Annotated in this window: 16 protein-coding genes; 5 read left to right on the top strand and 11 right to left on the bottom strand. The window is 65.8% G+C overall.

Features of this window, described 5'->3' with window-relative positions:
• The first annotated feature begins 103 nt into the window (after positions 1–103).
• Positions 104–2,248: a ferric-rhodotorulic acid/ferric-coprogen receptor FhuE gene (gene fhuE, locus SMAL_RS17330; protein ID WP_012512100.1), complete on the top strand. Its 2,145-nt coding sequence runs from the start codon at positions 104–106 to the stop codon at positions 2,246–2,248.
• A gap of 148 nt (positions 2,249–2,396) precedes the next feature.
• Here fhuE and SMAL_RS17335 read toward each other — a convergent pair whose 3' ends face one another.
• The gene (locus SMAL_RS17335; protein ID WP_012512101.1) at positions 2,397–5,258 is read right to left on the bottom strand and encodes a TonB-dependent receptor plug domain-containing protein; all 2,862 of its coding nucleotides are present in this window, start codon (positions 5,256–5,258) and stop codon (positions 2,397–2,399) included.
• A 101-nt stretch (positions 5,259–5,359) separates the two neighbouring features.
• Here SMAL_RS17335 and SMAL_RS21060 point away from each other — a divergent pair, with 101 nt between their 5' ends.
• Positions 5,360–5,962, top strand: coding sequence for a hypothetical protein (locus SMAL_RS21060; RefSeq protein WP_157628473.1), 603 nt, complete (start codon positions 5,360–5,362; stop codon positions 5,960–5,962).
• A 9-nt stretch (positions 5,963–5,971) separates the two neighbouring features.
• Here SMAL_RS21060 and SMAL_RS17340 read toward each other — a convergent pair whose 3' ends face one another.
• Positions 5,972–6,379, bottom strand: coding sequence for an ExbD/TolR family protein (locus SMAL_RS17340; protein WP_006391637.1), 408 nt, complete (start codon positions 6,377–6,379; stop codon positions 5,972–5,974).
• A gap of 151 nt (positions 6,380–6,530) precedes the next feature.
• On the opposite strand from SMAL_RS17340, the gene SMAL_RS17345 reads away from it, so the two are divergent.
• The 3 genes from SMAL_RS17345 to SMAL_RS17355 all read left to right on the top strand — a co-directional run bounded on the left by SMAL_RS17345 (position 6,531) and on the right by SMAL_RS17355 (position 10,192).
• Complete coding sequence (locus tag SMAL_RS17345; RefSeq protein WP_012512102.1) at positions 6,531–8,516, top strand: transglycosylase SLT domain-containing protein; 1,986 nt, start codon at positions 6,531–6,533, stop codon at positions 8,514–8,516.
• A gap of 105 nt (positions 8,517–8,621) precedes the next feature.
• Entirely contained in the window at positions 8,622–8,858 is a 237-nt protein-coding gene (locus SMAL_RS17350; RefSeq protein WP_006391668.1) for a hypothetical protein, read from the top strand.
• Positions 8,859–8,971: 113 nt separating this feature from the next.
• A complete protein-coding gene (locus SMAL_RS17355) occupies positions 8,972–10,192 on the top strand; it encodes a multifunctional CCA addition/repair protein (protein WP_012512103.1) in 1,221 nt (406 codons plus the stop codon).
• Between the two features lie 69 nt (positions 10,193–10,261).
• Here SMAL_RS17355 and SMAL_RS17360 read toward each other — a convergent pair whose 3' ends face one another.
• From SMAL_RS17360 to SMAL_RS17400, 9 genes are all read right to left on the bottom strand, one after another.
• A complete protein-coding gene (locus SMAL_RS17360; protein WP_012512104.1) occupies positions 10,262–10,696 on the bottom strand; it encodes an SseB family protein in 435 nt (144 codons plus the stop codon).
• A gap of 49 nt (positions 10,697–10,745) precedes the next feature.
• Positions 10,746–11,081 carry a hypothetical protein gene (locus SMAL_RS17365; protein WP_012512105.1) on the bottom strand — a complete coding sequence of 112 codons (336 nt, stop codon included), beginning with the start codon at positions 11,079–11,081 and terminating at the stop codon, positions 10,746–10,748.
• A 3-nt stretch (positions 11,082–11,084) separates the two neighbouring features.
• Complete coding sequence (locus SMAL_RS17370; RefSeq protein ID WP_079993556.1) at positions 11,085–12,248, bottom strand: S41 family peptidase; 1,164 nt, start codon at positions 12,246–12,248, stop codon at positions 11,085–11,087.
• A gap of 152 nt (positions 12,249–12,400) precedes the next feature.
• The gene (locus SMAL_RS17375) at positions 12,401–15,430 is read right to left on the bottom strand and encodes an autotransporter family protein (RefSeq protein WP_012512107.1); all 3,030 of its coding nucleotides are present in this window, start codon (positions 15,428–15,430) and stop codon (positions 12,401–12,403) included.
• Positions 15,431–15,740: 310 nt separating this feature from the next.
• A complete protein-coding gene (locus SMAL_RS17380) occupies positions 15,741–16,808 on the bottom strand; it encodes an acyltransferase family protein (RefSeq protein WP_012512108.1) in 1,068 nt (355 codons plus the stop codon).
• Positions 16,808–17,956, bottom strand: a complete 1,149-nt coding sequence (gene nagA / locus SMAL_RS17385) for an N-acetylglucosamine-6-phosphate deacetylase (RefSeq protein ID WP_012512109.1) — start codon at positions 17,954–17,956, stop codon at positions 16,808–16,810. Before nagA ends, SMAL_RS17380 begins: the two co-directional genes overlap by 1 nt.
• Positions 17,956–18,984: an SIS domain-containing protein gene (locus SMAL_RS17390; RefSeq protein WP_012512110.1), complete on the bottom strand. Its 1,029-nt coding sequence runs from the start codon at positions 18,982–18,984 to the stop codon at positions 17,956–17,958. Before SMAL_RS17390 ends, nagA begins: the two co-directional genes overlap by 1 nt.
• Positions 18,985–18,991: 7 nt before the next feature.
• Complete coding sequence (locus tag SMAL_RS17395) at positions 18,992–20,059, bottom strand: LacI family DNA-binding transcriptional regulator (protein WP_006391719.1); 1,068 nt, start codon at positions 20,057–20,059, stop codon at positions 18,992–18,994.
• Positions 20,060–20,098: 39 nt separating this feature from the next.
• Entirely contained in the window at positions 20,099–21,388 is a 1,290-nt protein-coding gene (locus SMAL_RS17400) for a sugar MFS transporter (protein WP_006391721.1), read from the bottom strand.
• Positions 21,389–21,512: the final 124 nt, after the last annotated feature.

The following is a 21,512-nucleotide window of genomic DNA, read 5'->3' on the forward strand; positions in this document are numbered from 1 at the left end:
TTCGTTTCCGGTGGTGCCAGGACGGCCTGCCCGCCCTTCCCCTACCCGTAGCGCCTCGCCTTCTGGATGCCGGCCGAACGCGCGTGCTCGTCCAGGATCCCCCATGACCCGTCCCGCCTTCCGTACCCTGCAGCCGCAGCGGCTGTCCATTGCCGTGTTCGCTGCTCTCTGCTCCGTGGCCCCGACCGCCTTCGCCGACACCACCGCCGACCCGACCACGCTCGACAAGGTGGTGGTCAAGGGCGAACGCGCCGAAGGCTACTCGGTACGCCGCACCTCGGCTGGCACCCGCTTCGATCTGGCACCGCGTGAGATCCCGCAGTCGGTCAGCATCATCAGCCACCAGCGCATTGAAGATCAGAAGCTGGACGACATCATCGACGTGCTGGCCAACACCACCGGCGTGACCAGCACCCAGTCCGACAGCGAGCGCACCGAGTTCTATGCGCGCGGCTTCTACATCGATGCCTACCAGTTCGACGGCCTGCCGACGCAGATGGTGCAGAACTGGAGCTACGGCGATTCCGGCCTGGACCTGGCCCTGTACGACCGTGTGGAAGTCGTGCGCGGTGCCACCGGCCTGCTCAGCGGTGCCGGCAATCCGTCGGCATCGGTGAACCTGATCCGCAAGCATGCCGACAGCGCCGAGCTGACCGGCAGCGTCTCGGTGAACGTGGGCAGCTGGGGCCGCACCCGCACCACCGTGGACGTGGGCAGTGCGCTGAATGCCAGTGGCACGGTGCGTGGCCGCGTGATCGGCAGCTACCTGGATACCGATGGCCAGATGGACCGCTACAACCAGCGCAAGACACTGGGCTATGCGGTGATCGACGCCGACCTGACCCCGGACACGCAGCTCAGCGTGGGTTACGACTACCAGCAGAAGCGCGCCAATGGCGCGACCTGGGGCGGTTTCCCGATGTGGTACGCCGATGGCAGCCCGACGAACTACCCGACCTCGTTCAATCCGTCGCCGGACTGGACCTACTGGGATACCACCAGCAAGCGTGCGTTCGCCACCCTGCAGCACGCCTTCAGCAATGGCTGGAAGTTCAAGATCGGTGCCACCCACGACCGCACCGAGGCCGACGACAAGCTGTTCTATCCGGCCTACACCGCGTTCAACAAGACCACAGGCGCCGGCATCACGCCGATGGCCGGCTTCTACAACACCGAGCGCAAGGTCGATGGCATCGATGGCTACATCGACGGACCGTTCCAGCTGTTCGGCCGCGAACACCAGTTCATGGCCGGCCTGAGCTACAACAAGCGCGAGTTCGCCAACTATGGTGACTTCCAGCCCGACTCCAGCGATCCCGAAGCACAGTACCTGCCGCTGGCCAGCTACCTCGGCTGGACCGGTGATTTCCCCCAGCCGAACTGGCGTCCGCTGAAGCTTGCCAGCCAGGGAACCATCACCCAGAAGGCCGGCTACGCTGCTGCACGCCTGTCACTTGCGGATTCGTTGAAGCTGATCATCGGTGCACGCTATACCGACTGGAAGAGTGAAGACGAAGGCAACGATCGCTCGCACAAAGTGACCACGCCGTATGCCGGCCTGGTCTACGACATCAACGACACCTACTCCGCCTACGCCAGCTATACCGAGATCTTCCAGCCACAGACGCTGCGCAACAAGCAGAGGAGCTACCTCGACCCGGTCGATGGCAAGAGCTACGAAGTGGGCGTCAAGGGCGCGTGGTTCGACAACCGGCTGAATGCATCTGTGGCGGTGTTCCGCATCGAGCAGGACAACGTTGGCCAAGCGACCATGGACAAGGTCGACGGGCAGTTGAACGAGACCGCCTACATCGCTGCACGCGGCACCGTCAGCCGCGGCTTTGAGTTCGAAGTGAACGGCGAACTGGCACCGGGCTGGAATGCCACCTTCGGTGCTTCGCGCTATGTGGCCAAGGACATCAACGGCGCCGACATCAACACCGAGTTGCCGCAGACCGCGTTGAAGCTGTTCACCAGCTACACCCCGCAATCGCTGCAGGCACTGACCGTCGGCGGCGGCGCCAACTGGCAGAACCGCATCTACTACACCGCACCGGTAGTAGGCCGCTTCGAGCAGGAAGGCTACGCACTGGTCAGCGCGTTCGTGCGCTACCGCATCTCGCCCGAGTTCAGCGTGCAGGCCAACCTCAATAACCTGCTGGACAAGAAGTACTACTCGCAGATCACCGGTTACGGTGCGTATGGCGATGGCCGCAACGGCTCGCTGACGTTCACCTGGTCGTTCTGATCAGCAGCGGGGCACAACCGCCCCGCTCCTGTAGAGTCGAGCCCATGCTCGGCTGCCGTTCGCAACATCGTGTGGCGATCGAGTCGAGCATGGGCTCGGCTCTACATCCGCATGACGGCGCCGGGCTGAGCCCGGCGCCGTCCCTTCATCAGAAACGCAGGTCCGCGCGCAGGTACCAGTAACGGCCACGCGGGATGTCGTAGGTCGATGCGTCGTAGCCGTTCAACGAGCACGACAGGCAGATCGGCGGATCCTTGTCGAACACGTTGTTCAGGCCAGCGGTCAGCTGCAGCCCCTTCATCCAGTCGATCTTGTAGCCCACCTGCATGTCGTGGAAGGTGGTGGCCGAGAGCGTATTGGTACCGGCGGCCTGGTTGCTGCACACCGGGAACGCAGCGGCATCTCCACAGTTCTCGGTCAGCTCGGAGATGTGGCGCACCGTCCAGTTGGCGCTCCAGCGGTCCAGCGTCCAGCCGATGCTGGCATTGCTGGTCCATTCCGGAATCGAGCTGTCGGCCACTTCCACGCCCGGCTTCTGCGGCTGCTTCTGGCCAGCCGCGCCGGTGGCCTCATAGCGGCCGACGAAGGTGTTCTTCCAGCCCAGCTTGAACTGGCCGATGGACGACTGCGGCAACGTCCAGAACAGATCCACGTCCCAGCCGTCGGTCTTGATGGAACCGAGGTTGGTCAGGCGATTGTTGAAGCTGCTGACCGCACCGGTATTGGCACGGGTGATGCCCTCGCAGTAAATCGGGTCCAACGTATCCACGCACAGGTCCAGCTGGGTCTGTGCGTTGATTGCCTGGATCGCACCGTCGATGGCATGACGGTAGAAGGTCACTTCCACGTCGAAGCGTTCCGACCACGAGGTGTTGTTGCCGAACCACGGGCTCCAGACGAAGCCGGCACTGAAGCTGCGCGAACGCTCCGGGTCCAGCTCGCGGTTGCCGCCGGTGGTCACCGAGATCTGCGAGTTGGCCTGCTGGAAGCCGGCCGGCACGCCCAGCGCAGCGCAGTTGGCCGCACTGCCGCGCGGCGGCGTACCGCCCAGGCCCACCGAGCATGGATCGAACAGCTGCAGGTCGGCACGCGCCGCCGAGCCATACAGTTCGCCGATCGACGGCGCGCGGAAGCCTTCCGCATAGGTCGTGCGCAGCACGAAGTCGTCGGTCACCTGCCAGCGCAGGCCGTACTTGGGCGTGAACTCGCCGCCAAAAGTGGAATAGTCCGAATAGCGCCCGGCCAGGCTCAGGTCCAGCTTCTTGCCGAACGAGGAGTCGGCGAAGATCGGTACGCTCAGTTCCAGGTAAGCCTCGTTGACGTCATACGAACCCGAGGTCGGCTGCGATGGCACGCCATTGTAATGGCCGGCCACGGTCAATGGATCCGGCTGGTACGAACCCTCGTACTTGCGGTACTCGAAACCGGTGGCGAACGACACTGGGCCGGCCGGCAGCGAGAACAGTTCGCTGGACAGGTTGGCGGTGAACAGGCTCAGTTCGTTCTGGCTGCGGTCACGCACCACCGGCTGGATCCACTTCAGCATGTCCGGCGTGATCGAACCGACGCCGCCGAAGATGTTCAGCGGCACGCACCCCGGCGTCGCCGCACAGATAGCAGGATCGCCCAGCGCCATGTTGACGTTGTAGATGTTGTAGCTGCCGTAGTTGGTCTGTTCGGCCTTGTTCTTGCTGTACATGCCGTTGACGTCCCAGTACCAGCTGCGATCAGCGGCATGGAAGTCACCGACCAGACCGGTGGCGAAGTACGTGGTATCCACCTTCTGCTCGAACACGCGCGCACCGCCTTCCACCGGGCGGCGACCGATCAGTGCCATGTTGCCCGAGGACACCAGATCGAAGCCGAACGGGTTGTACGGATTCAAGCGCGAGACCACGATGTTGTCGGCCAGCGGATTGCCGGTGGCGCCATCAGGACCGAAGAACAGTGGCTCCGGCCCGGCCTGATTGGTCGACTCGCGGCGGTTGCCCAGTGCCTTGACGTACCACTGCACGTTGTCGGTGATGTCGAAGCGGAACTGGCCGAACAGGCCCTTCCGTTCCGACGGTGTCAGCACCATGTTGTATTCGGCGAAATTGAAGCGGTCGGCACTGGTGAAGCAGTGGTAGTCATCGCTGCGATTGCAGCCAGCACTACCGTCATAGCGCGGATTGCTGGCGCCGGTGTTCGGCACGATGTCCTGCACCGCTCCTGTGTTGGGATCGGTGAAGCGGAAGCGTCCCTGCGGAATGCCGCCGCTGCCGAATGCCAGGCCGGTGCCCGGAATCGGGAAGCGCGACTGCTCGCGATCCTTGGCGAACACCGGGTCCTGCTTGGTCCAGCTGGCGCCGAGGAACAGGCTGTAGCGGTCACCGCTCTTGCCCCAGGCCAGGTCAACGCCCTTCTGCGTGCCGTCGCCCTTGCTGTACTCACCGTAGTTCAAGGTCACCTGGCCACCGTCGAAATCGCGGCGGGTGATGATGTTGACTACGCCGGCGATGGCGTCGGAACCGTACAGCGATGAAGCGCCATCTTCCAGCACTTCGATGCGTTCGACGATGGCCAGCGGAATGGTATTGAGGTCGGTGGCCGAGCCCACGCCGGACGCGGACGACTCATTGACCCAACGGATGCCATCGACCAGCACGAGTACGCGCTTGGCACCGAGGTGGCGCAGATCGACCTGCGCCGAGCCGGCGCCTACACCGCTGCCATCGGGCGGGAAGCCGAAGTTGCCGGACGAATTGAACTTGGCATTGAGCGCCGAACCAGAGCCGGTGAGCTGCTGCAGCACTTCGCCGATCGAGGTCAGGCCGGTGCGTTCGATGTCGCCGCGGGTCAGGGTCTGGATCGGTACCTGGCCTTCGACTTCAGCGCGCTTGATGCGGGTACCGGTGACTTCCACAGCATCGAGGTTGGTGGTGGATTGTGCAGCGGCACCCAGTGGTGCCAGGGCCGTCACGCACAGCGCGACGGCAACCGCCAACGGGCGGTGATGCAGGTGAATCATTCGCTCTCTCTCCAAAGGAATGTCGGGACATTGGCTGCCGCGCTCCCCCCTGCATGGCGGCAGCGTCTCCTTTGTAAACAAGTGGTAAAAGTCGCGGCGTGATGATCGACACTCTTTCACGCGGATTTGACGCATTTAGCGGCGGATTACGTCAGATAGCTGCAGGTTATGACCGGACGATACTGTTCACAACAGGCAGCCTTGATGCCGGCTGCGACAGCGCGCGCCGACAGCTGCCGCATTCATGGAAAAGGTCTTTGCCGGACCGTTTCAGGAATAGTTTGAAATTCCTTCTTTCAGAAGGCGCCGCTAATCGATCCAGCGCAGACTCGCACCTCCAGCCATTCGCGGGAGGGTCGATCATGAAAGCGGTGAGTGCGGTGCTGGGTGTCACGACGGTGATGACGCTGCTTCTTTCCCCGGCAAGTGAATCGAGAGCAGGCGGCCTGATCGAGTGCAACAACTGCCCCTCTCCCAGCGATGCGGCCTTGGCCTCGGGAGAAGGATTGACGGTTGTGGTGGATTTCGAAAGAGCCGAGCTGACTGCTTTCGACGTTGAACATGAGCCCAAGGCCAAAAAGTGGCGAGCACATCCAACCCCTGTTCCAGCGCAGATTGAAACGGCCTTTCTGCGGATTCTGGATGCGACGCTGTCAGCAGGGGAAGCGCCGCTCATGCAGCAATCACCGCATGAGCGGCAGTGAGACAACGCCCTATCGCACGAACGCGATGCGCTCCACGCCAGTGGTTTCGGCCGCAGCCAATATCCGGGCCATGCCTTCGTACTCGGCCGCCGGATCGGTGGCGATGCGCAGCTCCGGCAGGTTGCCGGCATGCTCGCCCGCCTGCACCTGCAGGCGCGCCTGCAGATCGCCGATGGCCATTGGCTGGCCATTCCAGCTGAGCTGGTTGGCAGCGTCCAGGCGCAGCTCGATCGGCGGTGGCGGTTCGGGACGGTCGACCACGCGATCGGTGGCCTGTGGCAACTGCACGGCAATCGGCCGGGCCACGATCGGCGCGGTCACGATGAAGATGATCAACAGCACCAGCATCACATCCACCAGTGGCGTGACATTGATCTCCGCCAGCGGGCTGCCTGTTCCTGCGCTACTGAACGCCATGTGCCGCTCCCTGCAGCCGGGCCGTTCGCCCAAGCCCGACACTACGTCGCCCGCAGACCCGCGAGGCAGTGCCCGCAGCATGAGCATTCAGCTGCCGTTGCCAACCCACCGCGTGCACGCGATGCGAACCTGAATTCAGCCACTGCCCGCTATGCTGGTCGCCATGACCCGACGCTCTTCAACTGCCCTGTCCCTGCTGCCCTTGGCCACCACGCTGCTGATCGGCTGCGCCAATGCCCAGTCCCTCGACGCCCAGAACGCGCAGCTGAAGGCCGCGATCGCTGCCGCCGAACGCGGCCAGTTCGATCCCGGCCAGGCCGCCGCACTCAGCCGCCATCCAGCATACGGCTGGCTGGAGTACGCCAACCTGCGCCGCAACATCGACACCGTCGATACCGCGCAGGCGCAGGCCTTCCTCAAGCGCTATGACGGCCAAGCCGTGGCCAATACCTTCCGCAGTGTGTGGCTGCCCTCGGTCGCACGCCGCCAGGATTGGCCGACCCTGCTGGCCAACTGGACGCCCACCGACAACGCCGGCCTGCGCTGTGCGCAGCTGACCGCACGCCAGGTGACAGGCAAGGTCGATCCACAGTGGATCAGTGAAGCGCAGGACCTGTGGCGCAAGAACGGCAAATCACTACCCGACGGCTGCGATGCGGTGTTTGCCGTGCTGCAGGCACAGGGTGGCCTGAGCGACGCGCTGCGCTGGGAGCGCATCGACGCCGCCGCCGACGCGCAGCAACCGGCCGTGATGCGCAGCGCTGCGCGCGGCCTGCCCGCCACCGATCTGGCGCTGGCCAACAACTACGCCGCCTTCGTCGACAAGCCCAATGCCAGCGCACTGAACTGGCCGCGCAACGAGCGCAGCCGGCGCATCGCTACCGACGGCCTGGCCAAGCTGGCCAAAGCCGACCCCGGCGCCACCGAACAGCAACTGCCGCAGTACGCCCAGGCGCTGGGCCTGAGTGCCGAGCAAAGCGGCCAGGTGCTGTACCAGATCGCGCTGTGGACGGTGGCCTCCTACCTGCCCGATTCGGCGCGCCGCCTCAACGCGGTACCCGAATCGGCGTACGACGAACGCCTGCACGAATGGCGCGTGCGCGAAGCGATGTCGCGCGGTGACTGGCCGGCGGCGCTGACCGCGATCCGCAAGATGGCAAGCAAGCAGCGCAGCGACCCGCGCTGGCGCTACTTCGAAGGCCGCATGCTGGAGAAGACCGGCCAGGCCCAGCAGGCGCAGGCGCTGTTCCGCGAGGCCGCACGCGCACCGACCTTCCACGGTTTCCTCGCCGCCGACAAGCTGCAGCAGGGCTACACGCTATGCCCGTGGAAGCCGAATGACAGCGCGCAGGCACAAGCCACGATCGCACGCGATCCGGCCATCCAGCGCGCGATGGCGCTGTACCAGATCGACCGCGCCGGCTGGGCCGTGGCCGAGTGGAACAGCGCGCTGTCGCGCTTCGATGACACCCAGCGCCGCCTTGCCGTGCGCGTGGCGCAGGACAACGGCTGGTTCGACCGCGCCGTGTTCGCACTCGGCAAGCAGCCGCAGGAACAGCGCTTGTACGACCTGCGCTTCCCGCTGCACCACGACGCCACCATCCGCCGCGAATCGGCACGCAACGCGATCGATCCGGCCTGGGTGGCGGCAGAGATCCGCGCCGAGAGCACCTTCACCCCGCGTGCGCGCTCGCCTGCCAACGCCATGGGCCTGATGCAGGTGCTGCCGGCCACCGGTGCCGGCGTGGCCAAGTCGATCGGTCTGACCGGCTACGGCGGCGCCGACAGCCTGTACGACCCGGACACCAACATCGCCATCGGTACCGCCTACCTGCGCCAGCTGATGAACAAGTACGACGGCCTGCCCTACGTGACCATCGCCGCCTACAACGCCGGCCCGACCCCGACCGCCCGTTGGCAGAGCCAGCGCCCGGGTTACGACCCCGACCTGTGGATCGAGACCATCAGCTACAAGGAAACCCGCGAGTATGTGGCACGCGTGCTGGCCTTCAGCGTGATCTACGACTGGCGCCTCAATGGCGATGCATTGCCGCTGAGCGACCGCCTGATGGGCCGCCTGGTGGACAAGCGCAAGAGCTTCAGTTGCGCCGCCAACGCGGACCAGGGCGGCGATTGATCGCGCTGCGGTCGTGCCGGCCGCTGGCCGGCATCCGCGATTGTCCAAGAGTTGCCGGCCAGCGGCCGGCACTACCCGACATCCATTTCCCGGGGAGGGGAAACGATGAGCCTGCTGGTCTGGATCGGGATGTTCACCGCCTGGAGCCTGTTTGCCACCTGGGTACTACGCTGGGGTGGCGCGGCCTGGATGGAAGGCTGGAAGTCGCTGGCCTTCGTCGACAGCTGGGGCAGCCTGTGGGACGAAGCGCAGATCAAGCTGTACTTCCTCTGCCTGTGGATCGTCTACGGCCTGTGGTTCGTGGCCGGCCTGTTCGTGCCGGAGTGGCGCGGCCTGCCGTGATGCCGCTGCGTCGGTAGTGCCGGCCGCTGGCCGGCAACCGCCATTGTCCAAGGGTTGCCGGCCAGCGGCCGGCACTACCGATGCTCATTCTCCTACCATGCGATCATTCCCCCATGAAGATCTATCTTGTCGGCGGCGCCGTACGCGACCGCCTGCTGCAGCGCCCTGCCGGTGACCGTGACTGGGTCGTGGTCGGTGCCACGCCCGCGCAGATGGAAGCACAGGGCTACAGCGCGGTAGGCCGTGATTTCCCGGTGTTCCTGCACCCGAAGACCGGCGAGGAGTACGCGCTGGCACGCACCGAGCGCAAATCCGGCCGCGGCTATCGCGGTTTCGTGGTCGACGCCGATCCGGCGGTGACGCTGGAAGAAGACCTGCAGCGCCGCGACTTCACCATCAACGCGATTGCCTGCGACGAAGACACCGGCACGCTGGTCGACCCCTATGGCGGCGTGCGCGATATTGAACAGCGCGTGCTGCGCCACGTCGGTCCTGCGTTCGTGGAAGATCCGCTGCGCGTGCTGCGCGCGGCGCGCTTCATGGCGCACTTCGCGCCACTGGACTTCACGGTCGCGCCGGAGACAATGGACCTGATGCGCAATGTTGCTGCCAGCGGCGAGCTGGATGCGCTGGTGCCCGAGCGCGTCTGGCAGGAGCTGCGCAAGGCGCTGGTCAGCGCACAGCCCTCGGCCTTCCTGCGCACGCTGCACGACGCGCATGCACTGGGCCCGATCCTGCCCGAACTGGAAGCGCTGTATGGCGTACCGCAGCGTGCCGAATTCCACCCGGAAGTCGACACCGGCATCCACCAGGAAATGGTCAGCGACATGGCCGCGAAGCTGGCACCGGGCGACGACCTGGTCGGCTTCGCCGCGCTGACCCACGATCTTGGCAAGGGCCTGACTCCGCCGGAAGAATGGCCGCGCCACATCATGCACGAGCAGCGTGGCATCAAGCCGTTGAAGGAACTGTGCGCACGGCTGAGGGTTCCCACCGAGCACCAGCAGCTGGCCGAGGCCGTCTGTCGCGAGCATTTGAACGTGCACCGCATCGACGAACTGCGCGACGCCACCGTGCTGGAGCTGTTGGGACGATGCGATGCGCTGCGCCGACCGGAGCGCGTGGCCCGCATCGCGCTGTGCTGCGAAGCCGACAAGCGCGGTCGGCTTGGATTCGAGGACAGCGACTACCCGCAGGGCGAGACGCTCAAGCGCCTGCATCAGGCGGCGCTGTCAGTGCAGGCACGGGATCTGGATACGACGCACCTTAAGGGTCCCGCCATCGGCGAAGCGCTGGCCAAGGCACGGGTGAAAGCCATCGCCGCCGCCCGTTGATCCGCAGCGGCTGCGCGCACTGCCATGGGTAGTGCCGGCCGCTGGCCGGCACTCAGACAACCCCTGTATTCAGTGCGCCATGCCGCGGGTGATCGCCGCCGCACGCTGCTTCAGCTGGGCCACGGCATCGGGAATCATCTCCATGCCCACGTCCAGGCCCGGGTTCAGCACCAGGCCGACGCCGTCGCCGATACCGGCCAGCAGCGCGTGCACCGCGATCGGCATTGCATGAGCAAACTGCGGCAGCTGCTCATGCCATAGGCCAGCACGCTCGGGCGCGGTGAACACCGCGAACATCGCCTCGCCGCTCTCGCTGGTCAGCACCAGCGGCGAGATGCTCTCATCCCAGGCACCGTCTTCGCCGATGGCCTTGTCCAGCAACACGAACGCCGTCGAGGTCAGCAGGCCATCGAGGAACTGCGACGCGGTCAGCGTGCCGTCCTGGGCCTGCAGCAGGCGCACCTCGAGGTCGTTGAGGGGTTCGAACGGGGTGTCGTGGTCCATGGTCGGTTCCGGTACGTGATTGCAGGACAGACTTTAACAGCCCCGGCCCTCAACCGATGAACCCGTGCCGCCACAGCCAGCCCGAGAGGGCCAGACCGACCACCACCACCAGCATCAGTGGCAGGCCGAAGCGATGCCGCCACGGGATCGGTACCCCGCCCAGCTGCTGGTCCATGGTGTCGGTGTCCAGCACCCAGCCGTACCCGCACCGGCTGCAGGCCAGCTCGTAACGGCGCTGGTAGGTGAAACCGAACAGCAGGTCGATGCGCGCCATCCTGTAGCGCAGCTGGGGCGCGAACTCGGTTTCCGTCTGGCAACGCAGGCAGTGATGGGCTTCGGTTGGGCCGACGGTCACCACCCGTTCGTGCTGGCCGATCAGGATCATCGATCAGCTGCCCTGGCAGGCGGGTTGGGCCAGCAGCCAGGCTTGGGCGGCGGCAAGGGTGGCCGGTCCGCTGGGGGTAGCCTGATCCGGCTGCATCCTGCCACCGTCGCCCTGGCCGTTACGGTCGGTCATGACGTTGTGGGTCAACAGCAAGGTGGTACCGTCCACCAGCGTCGTCGGTCGATTGCCGGTAGAAAAGCCCGCGCTCGGCTGGCCGAAACTACGACTCCCTGGTTGCCCTCGAAACGCGAGTGCCACTGCTTCGCCGGAGCTGGCAGTGCCTGCCCCCATCACCACCGCCACCGGTGCCGTGCCCACACGCAGCCGATACGCGCCCTGTCGTGAACGCAGCATCGATGCATTGCCTTGCACGACTTCACCTTCCGCCTGCCGCCACCACAGCAATCCATTGGCACTACGGAAAGCGCCGATCAACGCCCCCTGCGTATCCGGTGTTCCATGCAGCAATGGCAACAAACCAAACAACATCGGCCACATGTTGCCGCCACCATTGCTGCTTACATCCACTACCCAGCCGCACCGCGTGCCGTCATCCAGGCCAGCGATACGCTCCTGCAACGCCAGCGCGTAGACCTTGCGTGCTTCATAACGTTCCGGTTCGCTGCGCTGCTGGTCTTCCACGAAGGGGCTCACCCGCAGCACGCCGATGCGGGGATTGGCGTGCCTGGGCGCAGCGAGGGCGGTCGCCTGACCGGCATTCAAGCGCTGGGCACGTTCGGAGCGCTGACGCTGCTCGCTGGGCGAAAACCAGCGGCCGTGGCCTCCGCTGCTACGTGCGGCGGTCTCATCCAGAACACGGCGCTGTTGCGCGCGGTCATCGCCTGCGGCGGTCAGGCGCGCGCGCACGTCATTCCAATCTACGCGGTCGCGGTACAGGGACTGGGTTTCCAGCAGCTGCAGCATCTGTTCACGTGCTTCGGGCGAGGGCAACTCCACCGTTTCCTCTGCGACTGCGACAGAAGATGAAAGCAACAGCGTGGCAAGCAGGGGGGCGCGCACGCTCATGAGATCCAGCATCGACGACTCCTTGTCATGTATCGAAGTCGCAGGATAGCCGGGGCGGGACCGATCTCGCCACGCGCCAGTGTGCTGTAGAGCCGAGCCCATGCTCGGGTTGGGGGGATTGCGACTGAAGCAGCCGAGCATGGCTCGGCTCTACAGATGTCCCCGACCGGCAGGGTTCGTGTCGACCAAGGTCGACACCTACCAGAGCAGGTTCATGGCGTCGGCGGAATAGGTGCCGACCAAGGTCGGCACCTACCAGAGCGCGGGGAGGCGCCGCCGGGCGTGGCCCGGCGCTACCAGTCCGCGCGCAGGCCGATGTTGCCTTCGATGATGCGGCGCTTCTCGTTGCGGTCGCCGCCCAGTTCGCGCGCGTAATCGGCCACGGCATAGGCGCTGATGGTGCGGTTGAAGCGCCCGACCACGCCTACACCGGCTTCCAGCGAACGCGAGCGCTGCGAATTGATGATCACGTCATCATCGAAGCGGATGCGATCCTCACCGGAACGGCCATGCCAGTAGTTGAGCTTGAAATACGGCTGCCAGCCGTTGTCGGCCAACTGGTAATCGCCGGCCAGGCGCAGGCCAACACGACCGGTCCAGGCATTGTCATTGTCGAAGCGCACGCTCGATACATCATCACGCCGGTCATCCAGCGAGGTGCGTTGCCAGATCACCTGTACCTGCGGTTCCAGCCACCATGCGGACTGACCGAAGTGCAGCAACGGCTTGCCCGCTTCCACCGACACGCTGGTGCCATCGCCCTTGATCCCGAAGCCGAGCCCACGCGATGAGCGAGCGCGCCCGTCGTAGCGGCTCTGCATCGCCACCGCATCGATGTAGCCACCACTGCTGTCGGTGAACGTCCAGTACAGGCCCACGTGTTTGTCATCCAGGCGGTTCTGCCCCACCTGTACGTTCTCCCAGCCCAGCGCCAGGCCGGTGGTCTTGCCCTGCGCGCGGGTGCGGCCGACGAACACGCCGATCTGATTGCGATGGCTGTCATTGGCCGCGGCCCACACATCGAGGCCTGCCTGCAGGCCCATCACATCGCCATCAAAGCCCGGCTGCGCATCACCCTTCCAGTGGATCTCGCTGCTCTGCCCCACCAGACGGCCCCAGGCAGTGCGGAATGCGCCCTGGTTGTACAGCAGGCGTTGTTCGCCTTGCCGCTCGTGGAACGTGCCGAGGCTGGCCAGCGAGGTCTCGCGCAGCAGCGGCGGCACCACGGCATAGGTGGCGGTCTCCACGCGGTACAGCGGTACCACTGTGCCCTCGGCGGGGCGTGCACCCGGCGTCGGCGGCGTCCCGATACCCGGCAGGCTGCCACCCGCAACCGGCACGTCCGGCACCGCCGGATCGCTGGGCGGGGCGACAGGCGCCGGTTCAGGCGGTGGCGGTGGTGGCGCGGTCTCGCCGGCGGTCAGATCGGGATCAGTGGCACCCTCGGGTGGCGGTGGCGGCGCAGGGGTAATGGGTGGCGGCGGTGCCACCGGGGGTGTCGGTGGCGGTGGCGTGGTGTTGACACCGATTCCGTTGGGCGCCGGTGCCGGCCCGGCCACCACGGTCGAGCGCAGGTACCAGTTCTCGCCGCTGCCGGAACTGACACCGCCCTTGAACAGGAAATACTCATAGGCACCAGCAGCCACTGGCGCGAACAGCGAGAAAGCACCGGGTGAGGTCGTCGCACCATTCAGGGCCTGCACCACCAGGATGCCGTCGGCCAGCGTGGCCGCTCCACTGCCTCCAGCATTGAGGACACCGATGCCCGTCGTGCCAGTGGCGGTACCGCCATCGATCACCAGTCGATCACTGGTGGAATTATCCGCCCCCAACACCGTACGCAGGTACAGCCCGCCACCGTCACCGCGGTAGTTGCCGCGGACGGTAAATACATCACCGGCGCCGGTACCTGTCAGATCGATGCGCCCGGCATTGACCATCTCCACCAGTGCGCCACTGTTGAACGGACGGACGGCATGGCCGCCACTGCCCGCGTAGACAGTGCTGGTGTCATCCACCGTGAGCGTGCCGGTGCCGGTTCCGCTGTCACCCAGCACCAGATCGCCATCGAAGGTCAGCTCGGTGCTGTTGGCCAGACTGATCGTCTCCCAGTTCTGGAAGCGCCCCACGCCAGCGGTTTTGACGTTGTTGAAGTTGAGCTGATCGATGCCGCTGCCACCGTCGAACAGCGGCACCGCACCAAGGTTGGCGTGATTGAGGCTGCCGAGATTGGCCACGTCATTGTCCGGGCCCATGTCGATCGCGCCGTAGACGATGCCGCCACCTCTCCAGTTGAAGATGTCGTTGCCGGTGCTGAGCAGTACCTGGCCGCGCACGGTGCCATCGGTGATGGTCACGCTGTCGGCACCACCACTGACACTGATATTGCCGCCGATGTAGGCCGTACCCGAGATGATGATGGTGTCGGTGTCGAAGCCGGTGACCACGTTGCCCTCAACGATGCCGCCGGACTGATCCCACAGATTCTTGTCCAGCTTCATGTTGACGCGGCCGACGCGGCCAGCGGTCATCCAGGCCTGGTCGCCATCCTCGAACGCACCGATGATGCGGCCACCGCTCATGCGGAAGGTATCGATGTTGTCGCCCTGCTGCAGCGCGCCGATCGTGCCGCCACTCATGACGAAATCATCGCGGCCGCTGCCCTGCACCACCACACCGGTGACGGTGCCGCCGGTGACGGTCACCTGGTCATCACCGGTGCCCTGGTCGACGCTGTCGATCGTACCGTCGCTGAGCTGCAGCACATCGTTGCCATCACCCTGCAGGACACCTCCGGCGATGCTGCCGGCCTGCATCTCGAGGCGATCGTTGCCGGCATCGAACTGCACGCCTGTGCGGCCACTGATGGTTCCGCGGTTGATCAACACGCTGTTACCGCCACCGACGAACTGCAGGGCGATGGTGTTGCCGGTGCTGATGCTGCCAAGGTTCTCGACGCGGCTGCCGCCCCCAAGCTGCACGGCCACACCGCCCACTGAACTGATCGCGCCCTGGTTTGACAGCAGGTGCCCGCCGGCACCGACCAGCGCGATGGCCGATCCACCACCATTCTGCTGCAACTGGGCACCATTGGCGACGTTGACGGTGATTCCGGCCACGCCACTGGCAGTGATGGGAACGGTCTGCGGATTCGGTGCGTTGGCATCACAGGTGACCGTCTGGCCGGCGGTCAGTGCCGGGTTGTTGCAGCCCGCCCAGGCGACGCCGGCGGTCGTCAGAAGCAGGGACGGAACGGCGAGGGCCTGCAACACGGAAACAGCAAGGCGGCGCGGGCGGAACGCACGCGGAACGGCACGGGACATGGGGCACTCCTGGACGGGAAATCAGGAACTGCGTATGTGCGGCACTGCGCTTGCAGTCTGCCGTGTGGTGAAGCGTTTCGACAGGTGAACTTGCGTGCAGAGAATCACAGTTCAGATGTGAAAACGCCCGGTCCTCACGCCAATGTGACGTGCCTGAAATCGTTCATTTTTTCGGAACTTGGGAATCACGCGCAAAGCATCCACGCATGGCGTGGATCTACTGATCCATCGCGCCCTGCCCGATTGATCCACGCCACGTGCAATGAAGCGCATCGCCAGTAGTTCCACGCCATGCGTGGATTAGGCGCCATCAGATCTTCAAATAGATCTTCCGCCGGTCCAGCCACCACGCCACGCCCCACCACAGTGCGACGAACACCAGCGCCTGCAGCATCGACGCCAGCTCCAGCGTCTGCGGCATCGCGGTGGCCAACTGCTGCCAGATCCAGCCCCAGGCGCCGGTGGCCATCAACACCACCGACATCACCGATGCCCCGAGATACGCGGTGATCGCATTGACCCCGAAGCGCCGGCCGAGTGCCGGCCAGCCCTTCTGGTCAATCAGTACGTAGCCCAGCCACAGCGCCAGCGCCGCAAGGCCGCCGGTCCACAGCACGTAGCTGGGCGTCCACAGCTGCTTGTTCAACGGCAGTACCACGGCCAGCAGCAAGCCCAGCACGGCAGCAACCGCGCCCAGCCCAGCCAACGCAGCAGTGCGCCGGTTGCGCAGCAGGCCACCCGCCAGCAGGCCAAGCACCGTGCTGGCCAACGCGCCCAGCGTGCTCAGCAGCCCTTCCGGGTCATGGCCGAGCCCGGTATCGGCGTGCCATTGATAGATCCACGGTGCGAACAGCGCGGTATCCAGACGACTGGCCGGATTGGTCCACGGCGCAAGGTCACCGATGCCGAGCAGCAGTACGGTGTACCCCACCAACAGCACGATCAGCGCACCGACCTGCACACGCGGACGCGCATACACCGCCAGTACGCCCACCAGCGCCGCGCATACCGCGATCCGCTGCAGTACGCCCCATATGCGGAAGTGATGGGTATCCAGCGCCCACCAGATCAGCAGGTGCAGCAGCGCACCGGCCACCAGGATGCGCAGTGCGCGCTCCAGAACGCCGCGCGCCAGCGCGGGTCGTAAGGCCACGTCCAGCGCGCGTGGCGCCACGCTGAAGGCCATCGACACGCCGACCAGGAACAGGAAGAACGGGAACACCAGGTCGGTGGGCGTGCAGCCATGCCATTCCGAATGACGCAGCGGCGCGAACACCGCGCTCCAGTCACCCGGGTTGTTGACCAGCAGCATTGCCGCCACGGTGATGCCGCGCAGGGCATCGATCGAGCCCAGCCGGCGTGGCGGCGAACTGTTCATCAGGCAGCCTCGTACTGTCCGGCAATCCAGGTGCCACGCACCTGCAGGGCATCGTCCAGCAGCACCAGGTCGGCCTGGTAGCCCTCGGCGATGTGACCCAGGCGATCGTCAACGTTGAGGAACTGGGCCGGATAGGTCGAGGCCATGCGCGCGGCTTCGGCCAGCGGCTGGCCGAGCAGTTGCACGGTGTTGCGCACGGCAGTGGCCATGTCCAGCGCCGAACCGGCCAGCGAACCGGCCGCATTGCGCACCACGCCATCGATGGCGGTGATGGTTTCGCCGTACAGCACGTAACTGGGATCGTCGGCGCCAACCGGTGGCATCGCATCAGTCACCAGCAGCAGGCGGCCGCGCGGCTTGGCCGCCAGCGCCACGCGCAGGCTGGCCGGATGCACATGCACGCCATCGACGATGATGCCGATCCAGCTGTCGCGGTCTTCCAGCGCCGCGCCCACCGCGCCGGGCTCACGGCCCTGCAACGGCGACATCGCGTTGTACAGGTGGGTGAAGCCGCGCACGCCGGCATCCAGGCCGGCGCGGATCTCTTCATAGGTGCCTGCGGTGTGGCCGGCGGCAACGATCACGCCGCGCTCGACCAGCGCGCGAATGGTCTCCAGCGGCACGCGTTCCGGTGCCAGCGTCAGCAGGGTCACGCCGTTGTCCAGCGATGCGGCCAGCGCGATCTCTGCTTCGTCTGGCACACGGAACTTGCTGGCATCGTGCGTACCCTTGCGGGCCGGCGCGATGTACGGTCCTTCCAGATGGATGCCGATCACGCCTGGCACACCCTGTGCGATCGCCTCGCGCAGCGCATCGATGGCTTCACGCATCACGCCCACGTCATCGCTGATCAGCGTCGGCAGCATCGCGGTGGTACCGAAGCGGCGGTGCGCCTGCGCGATGGTCCGCAGCGACGCCACGTCCGGCGTGTTGTTGAACAGCGCGCCGCCGCCACCATTGACCTGCACATCGATGAAGCCGGGCAGCAGCCAGCCACCGCCCAGATCAACCTGCTCGGCGGCCTGGCCCAGCTGCGGCGCTGCATCGGGCAGCAACGCGCTGATGCGGCCGTGCTCGATCACCACCGCCAGATCATCGCGGAATTCGTCGCCGGCAAGGACGCGGGCATTGCGCAGGACCGTTGCCATCACACCGTCTCCGTGACCTTGTTCAGGTGCGGCGGCAGGTCCGGGTTGAAGCCACGACGCAGCGCCAGCGCGTTGATGGCGCGGTAGAAGCTCTGCACGGTCAGCAGCGGTGCGCACAGCGGATGCGGCGCGGCCGCTACCGGCAGGTTGCCACCGGCACCGGCCATCCACACCTGTGCACCGCGCGCGGTGAATTCTTCGACGACGGCACGGGTGCCGGCGCCGGTTTCATCAGGCTGGGCAAAGGCCAGCACCGGGAAACCGCGGTCGACCAGCGCCATCGGGCCATGCTTCACTTCAGCCGAGCTGTAGGCTTCGGCATGCAGGCTGCAGGTTTCCTTGAACTTCAGTGCGGCTTCCTGCGCCGCGCCCAGGCCCAGGCCACGGCCGAGCACGAACAGGTTGGTCGCCTCGACCAGGCCCTCGGTCACCGGCGTCCAGTCGCACTGCCAGGCCTCGCGCATCGCATCCGGCAGCAGATCCAGCGCATTACGCAGGCTGCTGTCCTGCTTCCAGTACGCGGCCAGCTGCAGCAATGCGGCCAGCGAAGCCAGGTAGCTCTTGGTCGCCGCCACACTCTTCTCGGCACCGGCATGCAGCGGAATGACCGTATCGGCCAGCTGCGCCAGCGGCGAATCCTCGACGTTGACCAGTGCGATCACGCGCGCGCCGGCGGCCTTGGCAGCTTCCGCGTTGCGCAGCAGGTCCGGGCTCTTGCCCGACTGCGAGATGACGATGAACAGCGCGCCACGCAGCTGCAGCGGTGCGGCATAGACCGAACCCACCGACGGCGAAGCCGATGCGACCACCAGGCCCAGCTGGGTTTCCAGCAGGTACTTGCCATAGGTGGCGGCATGGTCGGAGCTGCCGCGTGCGCAGGTGACCACGAACGGCGGCGGCGCGGCGCGCAGGCTGGCAGCCAGGGTTTCCATGGTGGCGTGGTTGCGCGAGAACTGGCGCGCGACCACGTCGGCCGCTTCAGCGGCTTCGGCGAACATCAGGGTGGACGTGGGGTCTGACAGCGACATGGCAGGCTCAGGCAGGATCGGAAGGAAGGGGGCGTGCGCCGGCCGGGCGCATCGGCGCGGTCGAGCCGCGCACCACCAGTTGTGGCACGAAGCCCTGGTTGTGCAGCGGTGCCGGCGCATCGTCGTAGGCGTCGCTGCGCAGCTGTGCGATCAGCAAGCGCGCGGCATGGCGGGCAATGTCCTCGGTGGCCTGCTTGGCGGTGGTCAGCGGCGGCCACGACTGGCGCGAGAACGGGCTGTCCTCGAAACCGGCAATGGACAGGTCGTAGGGCACGTTCATGCCGGCCGACTTGGCAGCGGCCAGTACGCCGGCGGCGATTTCGTCGTTGGAACCGAAGATGGCGGTGGGCGGCTCGCGCAGCGCCAGCAGGCGGCGCGCACCACGGAAACCATCGTCGAAGGTGTAGTCGCCCTGCACCACCAGGTGCTTGTCCACGGTCATGCCGTAGTCCTTCAGCGCAGCTTCGTAACCGGCGTAGCGCTCACCCGAGGAACGGTGCGAGATGCCGCCCCAGAGGAAGCCGATGCGCTGGTGGCCCAGCTGGATCAGGTGCTCGGTGATCTCATAGGCGGCCTCGCGGTCGTCCACGAACACGCAGGCGCCGTCGGCCGGGTCTTCGGTGGCCGCGATGATCCGCACCAGTTTGATGCCGCGCGCGGTCAGCGCCTGGATCAGGTCACGACGCTCGGACATCGGCGCGGTCAGTACCAGACCGGCCAGGCGCGAACGCTGCACCCAATCGGCCAGCTCGTCGGCCAGCAGCGGCGAGCTGGAATCGCAGGGATGGATCTGCAGGCCGAAACCGGTCTCGCGGCACGCGGCCAGCACGCCGTTCTGCACGCCGATGATGTGGTACGGGTTCGGGTTGTCGTAGACCAGCCCGATCACGAAGGTGGTGCCACTGCGCAGGTTGCGCGCCGACGGATCGGGCTCGTAGTCCAGCTCGGCGATGGCACGCAGGACCCGCGCGCGGGTGGCCTGCATCACCGAAGGTTCGTTGTTGATCACCCGCGAGACCGTCTTCAACGAGACCTTGGCCTTCTCCGCAACGTCCTTGATGGTCGCTCTGCGCATCGGTTTCCCCTGGGGTTGGCTGCCGTCCATCATCGCCGATCAGACCTTGTCCTGCGGCAGGCCGGCGCGATGGCCGATCACCGAATAGAACAGGATGTACAGGTAGCAGGGCACCATCAGCAGCACGAACACCAGCTGGAAGTCGATGTGCTGCTTGAGCACGGCGAACAGCTGCGGAATGATCGCGCCACCGGCAATGCCCATCACCAGCAGCGCCGAGCCGGTCTCGGTGAAACGGCCCAGGCCGCGGATCGCCAGCGGGAAGATTGCCGGCCACATCATGGCGTTGGCGAAGCCCAGCAGGGCCACGAAGGCCACCGACACATAACCGTGGGTGGCCCAGGCACCGAGGCAGAACACCACGCCCAGCACCGCCGAAATGGTCAGGTAGCGCGACTGCGACACGACCTTGGGGATCAGCAGCAGGCCGACCACGTAGCCCACCAGCATCGCGCCGAGGGTGAGCGAGGTGAACATCTTGGTCTGGTCCAGCGGCAGGTCGAAACCATGGCCGTAGGTGCCGATCGCATCTCCGGCCATCACCTCAACGCCCACGTAGACGAACAGGCACAGTACGCCCAGCCACAGGTGCGGGAACTGGAAGATGCTGCGGCGCTCGGCGGCACCGGCAGCCACCGGCGTGGCGTTGGCCTCGGAGGACTTGATTTCCGGCAGCGGCGAGAACAGCACGGCCACCGCCAGCACCACCAGCAGGCCGGCCATGGCCAGGTACGGCGCGTGGATCTTGGCGGCGAATTCGTTGAGCAGCTGCGCCTTGGTGGCTTCGTCCGCAGCGGCCACCGTGGCCGACAGGTCACCGATGCCATGCAGCACCACGGTACCGATCAACACCGGAGCGAGCATGCCGGCGATCTTGTTGCAGATGCCCATCAGCGCGATGCGCCGCGCCGCGGTCTCGATCGGGCCGAGGATGGAGATGTAGGGGTTGATCGCGGTCTGCAGCAGGGCGAGGCCACTGCCGATCACGAACAGGCCGCCGAGCGCACCCGGGTACCAGCGCTGGGTGGCGAATTCACCGAACAACGCGGCACCACCGGCCATCACCAGCAGGCTCAGGCTGAGGCCCTTCTTCATGCCGGTACGGCGCAGGATCCACGACGCCGGCAAGGCCAGGAAGAAGTAGGACAGGTAGAACACCATCAGCACCAGGAAGGCGCCGACCTCGCTGAGTTCGAAGGCCAACTTGACGAAGGTGATCAGCGGGCCGTTGAGCCAGGTGAAGAAGCCGATCAGGAAGAACAACACGCCAACGATGGCGATGGAGGTGGCCACGTTCGGGCGCGCGCTTGCAGCGGGGACGGCGGACATCAGGAGGGCTCCTGCGGCGACGGCCGCAGAACGCGGCGTCGGAGAGTGGCTGGGAACAACGTTGTCACATTCTTTCGATGGACTACGCCGGTTTGTCAACTTCCACGCACGCCTCCGCAAACCA

The organism is Stenotrophomonas maltophilia R551-3, from assembly GCF_000020665.1.
Lineage (GTDB): Bacteria > Pseudomonadota > Gammaproteobacteria > Xanthomonadales > Xanthomonadaceae > Stenotrophomonas > Stenotrophomonas maltophilia_L.

Coding starts and splice junctions, on each gene's coding strand:
- fhuE (WP_012512100.1), top strand. CDS start 104: ATGACCCGTCCCGCCTTCCGTACCCTGCAGCCGCAGCGGCTGTCCATT.
- SMAL_RS17335 (WP_012512101.1), bottom strand. CDS start 5,258: ATGATTCACCTGCATCACCGCCCGTTGGCGGTTGCCGTCGCGCTGTGC.
- SMAL_RS21060 (WP_157628473.1), top strand. CDS start 5,360: ATGATCGACACTCTTTCACGCGGATTTGACGCATTTAGCGGCGGATTA.
- SMAL_RS17340 (WP_006391637.1), bottom strand. CDS start 6,379: ATGGCGTTCAGTAGCGCAGGAACAGGCAGCCCGCTGGCGGAGATCAAT.
- SMAL_RS17345 (WP_012512102.1), top strand. CDS start 6,531: ATGCTGGTCGCCATGACCCGACGCTCTTCAACTGCCCTGTCCCTGCTG.
- SMAL_RS17350 (WP_006391668.1), top strand. CDS start 8,622: ATGAGCCTGCTGGTCTGGATCGGGATGTTCACCGCCTGGAGCCTGTTT.
- SMAL_RS17355 (WP_012512103.1), top strand. CDS start 8,972: ATGAAGATCTATCTTGTCGGCGGCGCCGTACGCGACCGCCTGCTGCAG.
- SMAL_RS17360 (WP_012512104.1), bottom strand. CDS start 10,696: ATGGACCACGACACCCCGTTCGAACCCCTCAACGACCTCGAGGTGCGC.
- SMAL_RS17365 (WP_012512105.1), bottom strand. CDS start 11,081: ATGATCCTGATCGGCCAGCACGAACGGGTGGTGACCGTCGGCCCAACC.
- SMAL_RS17370 (WP_079993556.1), bottom strand. CDS start 12,248: ATGCTCGGCTGCTTCAGTCGCAATCCCCCCAACCCGAGCATGGGCTCG.
- SMAL_RS17375 (WP_012512107.1), bottom strand. CDS start 15,430: ATGTCCCGTGCCGTTCCGCGTGCGTTCCGCCCGCGCCGCCTTGCTGTT.
- SMAL_RS17380 (WP_012512108.1), bottom strand. CDS start 16,808: ATGAACAGTTCGCCGCCACGCCGGCTGGGCTCGATCGATGCCCTGCGC.
- nagA (WP_012512109.1), bottom strand. CDS start 17,956: ATGGCAACGGTCCTGCGCAATGCCCGCGTCCTTGCCGGCGACGAATTC.
- SMAL_RS17390 (WP_012512110.1), bottom strand. CDS start 18,984: ATGTCGCTGTCAGACCCCACGTCCACCCTGATGTTCGCCGAAGCCGCT.
- SMAL_RS17395 (WP_006391719.1), bottom strand. CDS start 20,059: ATGCGCAGAGCGACCATCAAGGACGTTGCGGAGAAGGCCAAGGTCTCG.
- SMAL_RS17400 (WP_006391721.1), bottom strand. CDS start 21,388: ATGTCCGCCGTCCCCGCTGCAAGCGCGCGCCCGAACGTGGCCACCTCC.